The organism is Vibrio sp. 14G-20 (genome assembly GCF_026241515.1).
Classification (GTDB): Bacteria; Pseudomonadota; Gammaproteobacteria; order Enterobacterales; family Vibrionaceae; genus Vibrio.
Genome location: NZ_JAPHPW010000015.1, coordinates 113,617 through 122,970 on the forward strand (window position 1 = coordinate 113,617; position 9,354 = coordinate 122,970).

Annotated in this window: 9 protein-coding genes and 1 pseudogene; 8 read left to right on the forward strand and 2 right to left on the reverse strand. The window is 45.8% G+C overall.

The genetic code is table 11. The features are described from left to right. The first annotated feature begins 225 nt into the window (after positions 1–225). The 6 genes from aroQ to fis all read left to right on the forward strand — a co-directional run bounded on the left by aroQ (position 226) and on the right by fis (position 5,047). On the forward strand, positions 226–675 hold the full coding sequence (aroQ, locus tag OQJ75_RS14735) for a type II 3-dehydroquinate dehydratase (protein WP_265973867.1): 450 nt from the start codon (positions 226–228) through the stop codon (positions 673–675). A gap of 74 nt (positions 676–749) precedes the next feature. Next, on the forward strand, positions 750–1,199 hold the full coding sequence (gene accB, locus OQJ75_RS14740; RefSeq protein ID WP_017083823.1) for an acetyl-CoA carboxylase biotin carboxyl carrier protein: 450 nt from the start codon (positions 750–752) through the stop codon (positions 1,197–1,199). A gap of 15 nt (positions 1,200–1,214) precedes the next feature. Further along, a complete protein-coding gene (gene accC / locus OQJ75_RS14745) occupies positions 1,215–2,558 on the forward strand; it encodes an acetyl-CoA carboxylase biotin carboxylase subunit (protein WP_265973866.1) in 1,344 nt (447 codons plus the stop codon). Between the two features lie 172 nt (positions 2,559–2,730). Continuing rightward, on the forward strand, positions 2,731–3,618 hold the full coding sequence (gene prmA / locus OQJ75_RS14750) for a 50S ribosomal protein L11 methyltransferase (RefSeq protein WP_265973865.1): 888 nt from the start codon (positions 2,731–2,733) through the stop codon (positions 3,616–3,618). Between the two features lie 140 nt (positions 3,619–3,758). Continuing rightward, on the forward strand, positions 3,759–4,727 hold the full coding sequence (dusB, locus tag OQJ75_RS14755; protein ID WP_032546269.1) for a tRNA dihydrouridine synthase DusB: 969 nt from the start codon (positions 3,759–3,761) through the stop codon (positions 4,725–4,727). 23 nt (positions 4,728–4,750) lie between these two features. Next, positions 4,751–5,047 (forward strand): DNA-binding transcriptional regulator Fis, encoded by a 297-nt coding sequence (fis, locus tag OQJ75_RS14760; RefSeq protein ID WP_004729744.1) that lies wholly within the window; start codon positions 4,751–4,753, stop codon positions 5,045–5,047. Between the two features lie 89 nt (positions 5,048–5,136). Here the strand turns inward: fis and zntR are convergent, their stop codons facing one another. Further along, on the reverse strand, positions 5,137–5,577 hold the full coding sequence (gene zntR, locus OQJ75_RS14765) for a Zn(2+)-responsive transcriptional regulator (protein WP_048612394.1): 441 nt from the start codon (positions 5,575–5,577) through the stop codon (positions 5,137–5,139). Positions 5,578–5,902: 325 nt separating this feature from the next. Here zntR and purH point away from each other — a divergent pair, with 325 nt between their 5' ends. Together purH and purD are read left to right on the forward strand one after the other, a co-directional pair. Further along, complete coding sequence (purH, locus tag OQJ75_RS14770) at positions 5,903–7,495, forward strand: bifunctional phosphoribosylaminoimidazolecarboxamide formyltransferase/IMP cyclohydrolase (protein WP_265973861.1); 1,593 nt, start codon at positions 5,903–5,905, stop codon at positions 7,493–7,495. Positions 7,496–7,790: 295 nt separating this feature from the next. Continuing rightward, entirely contained in the window at positions 7,791–9,080 is a 1,290-nt protein-coding gene (gene purD / locus OQJ75_RS14775; protein ID WP_265973860.1) for a phosphoribosylamine--glycine ligase, read from the forward strand. A gap of 77 nt (positions 9,081–9,157) precedes the next feature. Here purD and OQJ75_RS14780 read toward each other — a convergent pair. Continuing rightward, positions 9,158–9,354: pseudogene (locus OQJ75_RS14780) on the reverse strand (IS4 family transposase); the annotation flags it as partial.

The window sequence follows — 9,354 nt, forward strand, 5'->3', positions numbered from 1 at the left end:
CCCGCCCCAAATTAAGGCTAAGACGCTTTTTTGTTAAGTTGGTAACAATTCCATGCTGTACTTATAGGAGATTAGACCAGTAAATTGCTGCGATTTGCGCTGAATTAGCTATAATCTGGTTCTAATTTTTAAATTTGGGTTTTTCTTACTGGAAATTAACCCCAAATTTTCAATAAAATGGCAACATTCACATTCGTAAACACGATAAAGGAAGATAGCCCCACAATGTCTACAAAGTTTCGCATTCTAGTTTTAAATGGCCCAAACCTTAACCTGTTAGGCCTTAGAGAGCCTGCACACTACGGTTCTCAAACACTTGACCAGATTATTAGCTCATTGACCGAGCAAGCGAAAACACAAGATGTTGAGCTGTCTCACTTACAGTCAAATCGTGAGTATGAACTGATTGAAGCTATCCATAGTGCTTATCAAAATGTTGATTTCATTATTATCAACCCAGCGGCCTTTACACATACCAGTGTGGCGTTGCGTGATGCACTACTTGGTGTTGCTATCCCATTTATTGAGATTCACCTATCGAATGTTCACGCACGTGAACCATTCCGTCACCACTCTTACCTATCTGATAAAGCAGAAGGTGTGATTTGTGGCTTAGGTGCCCAAGGTTATCAATTTGCTTTGACGGCTGCGCTCAACAAGCTCAACGCAAAGTAAATAAAAACAACGAACTATTACTAACCTACTCAGTCAAAGAGTAAGTTCAATCAACAGATAAAGAGAAAGAAACAATGGATATTCGCAAAATCAAAAAGCTAATCGAATTGGTTGAAGAGTCTGGTATTTCTGAGCTAGAAATCTCTGAAGGTGAAGAGTCAGTACGAATCAGTCGTAACAGCCCTGTATCTGCAGCGCCTATTCAATATGCAGCGGCTCCAGCTCCTGTAGCGGCAGCACCTGCGGCGGCACCTGTAGCAGCAGAAGCAGCAGCTCCTGCAGTTCCAGCGGGTCACCAAGTTCTTTCTCCAATGGTTGGTACTTTCTACGGCGCTCCAAGCCCAGACGCAAAACCATTCGTTAAAGTTGGTCAATCTGTAACGGCTGGCGAAACGCTATGTATCGTTGAAGCAATGAAAATGATGAACCAAATCGAAGCTGATAAATCTGGTGTTGTAACAGCTATCCTAGTTGAAGACGGTCAACCAGTAGAATTCGACCAAGCTCTAGTAATTATCGAATAATAGAGAGCACTCATTATGTTAGATAAATTAGTAATCGCGAACCGTGGTGAGATTGCACTACGTATTCTGCGTGCATGTAAAGAGCTTGGCATTAAAACGGTAGCGGTTCACTCAACTGCTGACCGTGATCTTAAGCACGTACTGCTTGCAGATGAAACCATTTGTATCGGTCCAGCTCGTGGTATCGATAGCTACCTAAACATCCCTCGTATCATCAGCGCAGCTGAAGTTACAGGTGCAGTAGCTGTCCACCCTGGCTACGGCTTCCTATCTGAAAATGCAGACTTTGCAGAACAGGTAGAACGCAGTGGCTTTATCTTTGTTGGACCTAAAGCTGAGACCATTCGCATGATGGGTGACAAAGTGTCAGCTATCACGTCAATGAAAAAAGCTGGCGTACCTTGTGTACCAGGTTCTGACGGTCCTCTTGATGACGACGAAGCCAGAAACAAAGCACACGCTAAGCGCATTGGCTTCCCAGTTATCATCAAGGCATCTGGCGGCGGCGGCGGTCGTGGTATGCGTGTTGTTCGTTCTGAAGCAGAACTAACAGAAGCTATCGCGATGACTCGTGCTGAAGCAAAAGCATGTTTCAACAACGACATGGTTTACATGGAGAAATTCCTAGAAAACCCACGTCACATTGAAGTACAAGTGCTTGCAGATGGTCAAGGCAATGCTATCCACCTAGGTGAGCGTGACTGTTCAATGCAGCGTCGTCACCAGAAAGTAGTGGAAGAAGCGCCAGCTCCAGGTATCACTGAAGAGATGCGTAAGTACATCGGCGAACGTTGTACTCGTGCATGTATTGAGATAGGTTACCGCGGTGCAGGTACATTTGAATTCCTATACGAGAACGGTGAGTTCTACTTCATCGAAATGAACACTCGTATCCAGGTTGAACACACGATTACTGAAATGGTAACGGGTATCGACCTAGTGAAAGAACAGCTACGTATTGCAGCTGGTCAGCCTCTATCATTCACTCAGGATGATATTAAGCTGCGCGGCCACTCAATCGAATGTCGTATCAATGCTGAAGATCCAGTTCGTTTCCTACCTTCACCAGGTAAGATTGAACGTTTCCACGCACCAGGTGGCATGGGCGTACGTTGGGAATCTCACATCTACACAGGTTACACAGTGCCACCACACTACGATTCAATGATTGGTAAGCTGATCACTTACGGTGAGAACCGTGATGTTGCTATCGCTCGTATGAAGAACGCATTGGGTGAAATGATTATTGAAGGTATTAACGTTAATACCGAGCTTCAACTGTCTATTATGAACGACGAAAACTTCCAACACGGTGGTGCAAACATCCACTACCTTGAGAAGAAACTTGGCTTGTCATAATCCGTTCTTTTAAGAACAGGTAAAATGCTCACTTCGGTGGGCATTTTTTGTTTTTAAAGCTCTCGAAAAAATCAATCCATAATCTCTTTTATATTCCATGGGGTTTTGGTGAATTTGCTCATATTTTCTGCTAGACTCCCCATCCAATTTTTCTCATATAGAAGATGCAGCCATGCCTTGGATTCAAATCAAGCTTAATGCGACCAATGAAAATGCCGAACAAATCGGCGACATGTTAATGGAAGAGACTGGTGCTCTTTCTGTAACTTTCCTGGATGCACAAGATACCCCTGTATTTGAGCCTCTGCCGGGCGAAACTCGCCTTTGGGGTGATACTGACATTCTCGCGCTTTACGACGCTGAGACTGATACTGGTGTCGTTCTAGCGCAGATTAAAGCAAGCAACATGTTCCCTGCAGACTTTGCTCATAAAGTAGAGCAAATTGAAGACAAAGATTGGGAACGTGAATGGATGGACAACTTCCACCCAATGAAGTTTGGTGAGCGTTTATGGATCTGCCCTAGCTGGCGCGATATCCCTGAACCTGACGCTGTAAACGTAATGCTAGATCCAGGCCTTGCATTTGGTACAGGTACTCACCCGACAACGGCATTGTGTCTTGAGTGGCTTGAAGGCCTAGACCTTACAGGCAAAACCGTGATCGACTTCGGTTGTGGCTCTGGCATCCTTGCGATCGCTGCGATCAAACTAGGCGCGGCAAAAGTTATCGGGATCGACATTGATCCTCAAGCTCTGCTTGCATCAAAAGACAACGCACAACGCAATGGCGTTGCTGCGCAACTAGAGGTGTTCTTGCCACAAGATCAACCGGAAGGTTTGCTAGCAGACGTTGTTGTTGCCAACATTCTTGCAGGTCCATTACGCGACCTTTCTGGCATCATCAAAGGCTTAGTTAAGCCAAATGGTGTACTTGCGATGTCGGGTGTTTTAGATACACAAGCAGAAGATGTTGCGACTTATTATCGTGATGAGCTTCACATTGATCCGATCATCGAACAACAAGAATGGTGTCGAATCTCAGGTCGCAAGCAAGGCTAGACAAGACTTTGGGCGCTAATTGACTGAAATTTAAACAAATTACAAAAACAAATTGTAAATGCTCAAATATTAGTCTTTTCACGCAGCGAAAAAATGCGTAAAATGCGCGCCCTTGCTGGTACAGAACTGTGATGACATTTTTGAAAATCGGAAATTATCAACTTAAGAACAATCTAATCGTCGCTCCTATGGCTGGCGTAACGGATAGACCATTCCGTGAGTTGTGTCTTCGCTACGGTGCGGGGATGGCAGTCAGTGAAATGATGTCCTCCAATCCGAAAGTTTGGAAAACGTCAAAGTCTCAGCAGCGTATGGTACATGAAGGCGAATCGGGCATTCGTTCAGTACAAATCGCTGGTGCAGATCCACAGCTTATGGCCGAGGCTGCTCAATTTAATGTCGATAACGGTGCGCAAATCATCGATATCAACATGGGGTGTCCAGCCAAAAAAGTGAATAAAAAGCTTGCGGGCTCAGCCTTACTGCAGCATCCAGAACTCATTGAAGACATTCTGAAAGCGGTGGTAAATGCTGTCGACGTTCCAGTAACGTTGAAAACGCGCACAGGCTGGGATACAGACAATAGAAACTGTGTCCAAATCGCGAAAATAGCCGAAGACTGCGGCATACAAGCTCTTGCCCTCCATGGAAGAACACGCGCTTGTATGTACAAAGGTGAGGCAGAATACAAACACATTAAAGCAGCGAAACAAGCAGTATCTATTCCGGTTATCGCTAACGGTGATATCGATAGTCCGGAAAAAGCGAAGTTTGTGCTGGAGTACACCGGCGCTGATGCTTTAATGATAGGTCGACCTGCCCAAGGACGTCCTTGGATTTTTAACGAAATCCTACACTATTTGGAAAACGGCACCACGATGGACCCACTCCCGATTTCGGAAGTGAAAGACATCATGCTTGGTCATGTGCACGCTCTACATGAATTTTATGGAGAGTTTTTAGGCCCTCGCATCGCTCGTAAGCATGTGGGTTGGTATCTAAAAGAACATGAACAAGCGAGTGAGTTTCGCCGTACCTTCAACGCATTCGAAGCAGGTGATCTGCAGCTTGAAGCGCTAGAAGGTTTTTTTGATAACGTTGCACCATAATTACGAGAAGAGCTAGACCGAATATGTTCGAACAAAATCTGACTTCAGAAGCATTGACAGTAACTACAGTTACATCACAAGACCAAATCACGCAGAAGCCACTACGTGACTCAGTTAAAGCATCATTGAAAAATTACCTTGCTCAATTAAACGGTCAAGAAGTCAGCGAGTTATACGAATTAGTATTAGCTGAAGTTGAACAGCCACTACTAGACACTATCATGCAGTACACTCGCGGTAACCAAACTCGCGCAGCAACCATGATGGGTATTAACCGCGGTACTCTTCGCAAGAAACTTAAAAAATACGGCATGAACTAATCGTTCTTTCGTAATTTATTGAATTGAAAGCCAAGCTCATTGTTGAGTTTGGCTTTTTTTTGGCTTGTCGAACCGTGATAGGTGGCTGATTACTCTCCAGTGCGACAACAGCGCCCTTTGTCGACGTTTGCGGAATCCAAGGCTGCCAGAATCGAACAATGGCTTGCATCGTCGTCTACGTGGCCGCAACACGCATCATTAATCTTTTTAAGTGCGGTGCGAATCTTAGTTAACTCAGTGATCTTCTCATCAATCATCTCTAATTTTGCTGAGGTAATCGACTTCACTTCGGCGCAACTGTGCTGTGTGGCCTCGAGGCGAATCTCAAGCAATTCTTTAATCTCGTCCAAACTCAGCCCCAACGCTTTAGATTTGAGAATAAACGTCACCTGTTTCTGGTTATTTTCATCATATAGGCGATAACCCGACTCACTGCGACTGGCTGGCGCGATCAAGTTATTCTTCTCATAAAATCGCAAAGTATCGGCTGTCACACCGCATCGCTTCGCTAATTCACCGATCTGAAACATGTTTTTTCCTACTGTTTCGTCCATTCCACAATTAACCTTATCGTTACTTTTCAGGCTGAAATGGCACTTTTCATAATTAATTTTGAGATGCCAAACGATTGCGCGAGCTTTTTTGTAATAAATTAGTTAGAATCTGCGCCATCAAATTTGGAGTTGGTTATCTTATAGCTTAATCATAAGACTAACCCAAAAGGTCTTTACCAAAACTGGCCAATATTTTATCTCTTACAGGTATCTAAGATACTCCACGCTAAGAAGATAGAAACAAGTTCTTTTTTGGCAAATATCTTTATTTTAACCCCATGAATTTGAGGAAGATGGAAGCATGAATAACGCTCGTCCAATTCGCCGCGCTCTAATCAGCGTATCAGACAAAACTGGTATCGTTGAATTTGCACAAGCTCTTGCTAACCGTGGTGTAGATATCCTATCTACCGGTGGCACTGCTCGCCTGCTTGCTGAAAAAGGCATCTCTGTTACAGAAGTATCTGACTACACTGGTTTCCCAGAAATGATGGATGGCCGTGTTAAGACTCTGCACCCAAAAGTTCATGGTGGTGTTCTAGGCCGTCGTGGCCAAGATGATGACGTGATGGAAACTCACGGTATCAACCCTATCGATATGGTTGTTGTAAACCTATACCCATTCGCAGAAACCGTTGCTAAAGAAGGTTGTACCCTTGCTGACGCTGTTGAGAACATCGACATCGGCGGTCCAACAATGGTTCGCTCTGCTGCTAAAAACCACAAAGACGTGACTATCGTTGTTAACGCACACGACTACGAGCGTGTTGTGGCTGAAATGGACGCGAACGAGCAATCTCTAACGCTAGAGACTCGCTTTGACCTCGCTATCGCAGCATTCGAGCACACAGCTTCTTACGACGGCATGATCGCTAACTACTTCGGCACTATGGTTCCTAGCTACGGCGCGAACAAGGAAGGCGATGAAGAGAGCAAATTCCCTCGTACGTTCAACCAACAGTTCGAGAAGAAGCAAGACATGCGCTACGGTGAGAACAGCCACCAAGCAGCCGCTTTCTACGTTGAAGCGAACCCTGAAGAAGCGTCTGTATCTACAGCTCATCAAATCCAAGGTAAAGCACTTTCTTACAACAACATCGCTGACACTGACGCAGCACTTGAGTGTGTGAAAGAGTTCAACGAGCCAGCATGTGTGATTGTTAAGCACGCTAACCCATGTGGTGTTGCACTAGGTGAAGACATCCTAGAAGCTTACGACCGCGCATTCAAAACAGACCCAACATCTGCATTTGGCGGCATCATCGCATTCAACCGTGAACTAGACGCGGCAACAGCAACGGCTATCACTGAGCGTCAATTCGTTGAAGTTATCATTGCACCATCAGTTTCTGCTGAAGCAGTAGAAATCGTAGCGGCTAAGAAAAACCTTCGCCTACTTGAGTGTGGTGAGTGGACAACTAAGACAACAGGCTTTGACGTGAAACGCGTTAACGGTGGTTTGCTAGTTCAAGACCGCGACCAAGGCATGGTGTCTGAAGACGACCTGAAAGTGGTTTCTAAGCGCCAACCTACAGCTGAAGAGCTAAAAGATGCCCTATTCTGCTGGAAAGTAGCGAAGTACGTTAAATCTAACGCTATCGTTTACTCAAAAGGCGATATGACAATTGGTGTAGGCGCTGGCCAAATGAGCCGCGTTTACTCTGCGAAAATCGCAGGCATCAAAGCTGCAGACGAAGGTCTACAGGTTGAAGGTTGTGTAATGGCATCTGACGCGTTCTTCCCATTCCGTGACGGTATCGACGCGGCAGCAGAAGCTGGCATCAAGTGTGTTATCCAACCGGGCGGCTCTATGCGTGATGACGAAGTTATCGCAGCAGCAGACGAACACGGCATGGCGATGATCTTTACTGGCATGCGTCACTTCCGCCACTAATTCCCTCTTCGTATTTGGCACTGTGGCGTCGTTAGCTGCTTTCGCCCACCCCGGTCACATAGTGGACTATGCTCCCGGGGATGGGCTCAATTGCTGCCTAGCCACATCACCAACTACTTTGAGCAAAACTTATTTAATTTAGCTAATTTGAAATACTCTTAGTTTTAGAAATTTTTCATTTTAGAGCAAAGCCATATTGATAAGGTCAAGGAGAGCTCGCGGAGTTTATAACTATAAATAAGCAAGCTCGACGCAGAGATTAACAATATGGCGCAGCTATCAAAGGATAAATAAAATGAATGTACTTATTATTGGTGCTGGCGGTAGAGAACATGCTTTGGGGTGGAAAGCAGCACAAAACCCAAACGTTGAAACAGTATTCATCGCTCCAGGTAACGCAGGTACTGCACTTGAGCCTAAACTTGAGAACGTAAGCATCGGCGTTGAAGACATCGCTGGTTTAGTGGCGTTTGCTCAAGAGAAAAAAATCGAACTGACTATCGTTGGCCCTGAAGCACCATTAGTTATTGGTGTAGTTGACGCATTCCGCGAAGTGGGTCTTCCTATCTTTGGTCCAACTCAAGCAGCAGCACAGCTTGAAGGTTCGAAAGCATTCACTAAAGACTTCCTAGCTCGTCATGACATCCCAACGGGTTACTACGCAAACTTCACTGAGATTGAGCCAGCTATCGCTTACGTACGTGAGCAAGGCGCTCCAATCGTAGTAAAAGCTGACGGTCTTGCGGCGGGTAAAGGCGTTATCGTTGCGATGACCCTTGAAGAAGCTGAAGACGCAATCAAAGATATGCTAGCGGGCAACGCATTTGGCGAAGCTGGCAGCCGCGTGGTTATCGAAGAGTTCCTTGAAGGCGAAGAAGCAAGCTTCATCGTAATGGTTGACGGTTCTAGCGTGCTTCCTATGGCCACCAGCCAAGATCACAAACGTGTTGGCGACAAAGACACGGGGCCTAATACTGGCGGTATGGGTGCTTACTCTCCAGCTCCAGTTGTGACGCCTGAAATCCACAACCGTATCCTTGAGGAAGTTATCTACCCAACGGTACGTGGTATGGACGCAGAAGGCGCACCTTACACGGGTTTCCTTTACGCAGGCCTAATGATCGATGCTGACGGCACACCTAAAGTTATCGAATACAACTGCCGCTTCGGCGATCCAGAAACGCAACCTATCATGATGCGTATGGAGTCAGACCTTGTTGAGCTTTGCCTAATGGCTATCGACGAGAAACTAGACGAAGCAGAATCAAAGTGGGATCCACGCGCTTCTATCGGTGTTGTTCTTGCGGCTGGCGGTTACCCTGCTGACTACGCAAAAGGTGACGTTATTTCACTACCAACAAGCGAAGTTGAAGGCCAAAAGGTTTTCCACGCGGGTACGACAAATAACGAAGCTGGCGATGTGGTGACAAACGGTGGTCGTGTACTTTGTGCAACGGCACTGGGTAACACGGTTTCTGAAGCTCAAGAGCGCGCTTACGCATTGACGAAGCAAGTTAGTTGGAATGGTATGTTCCACCGCAATGACATTGGTTACCGTGCGATTGCGCGCGAACAAGAGCAGTAAACAATCTTGTTGCTCGCTTAGATTCGAGCGACAGCAAGTGAATAACAGAAAAAGGCGCCTCAATAGGCCAACACCTATCATTTAAGGTGTTTAGATCGCCCAGTGTAGCGAGTCTTACTAAAACGAACGGTCCTATCTTTGGGCCGTTTTTGTTTTTCGGGCAAAATATAACGTTTCACTCGCTCTCTCATAGCCCGCAGCTTTTTGGGAATCGAACCTGGGGAGGCGATAGCACACCACATTAGCTCATCTTGAATATCTCGAAGTGCCATCG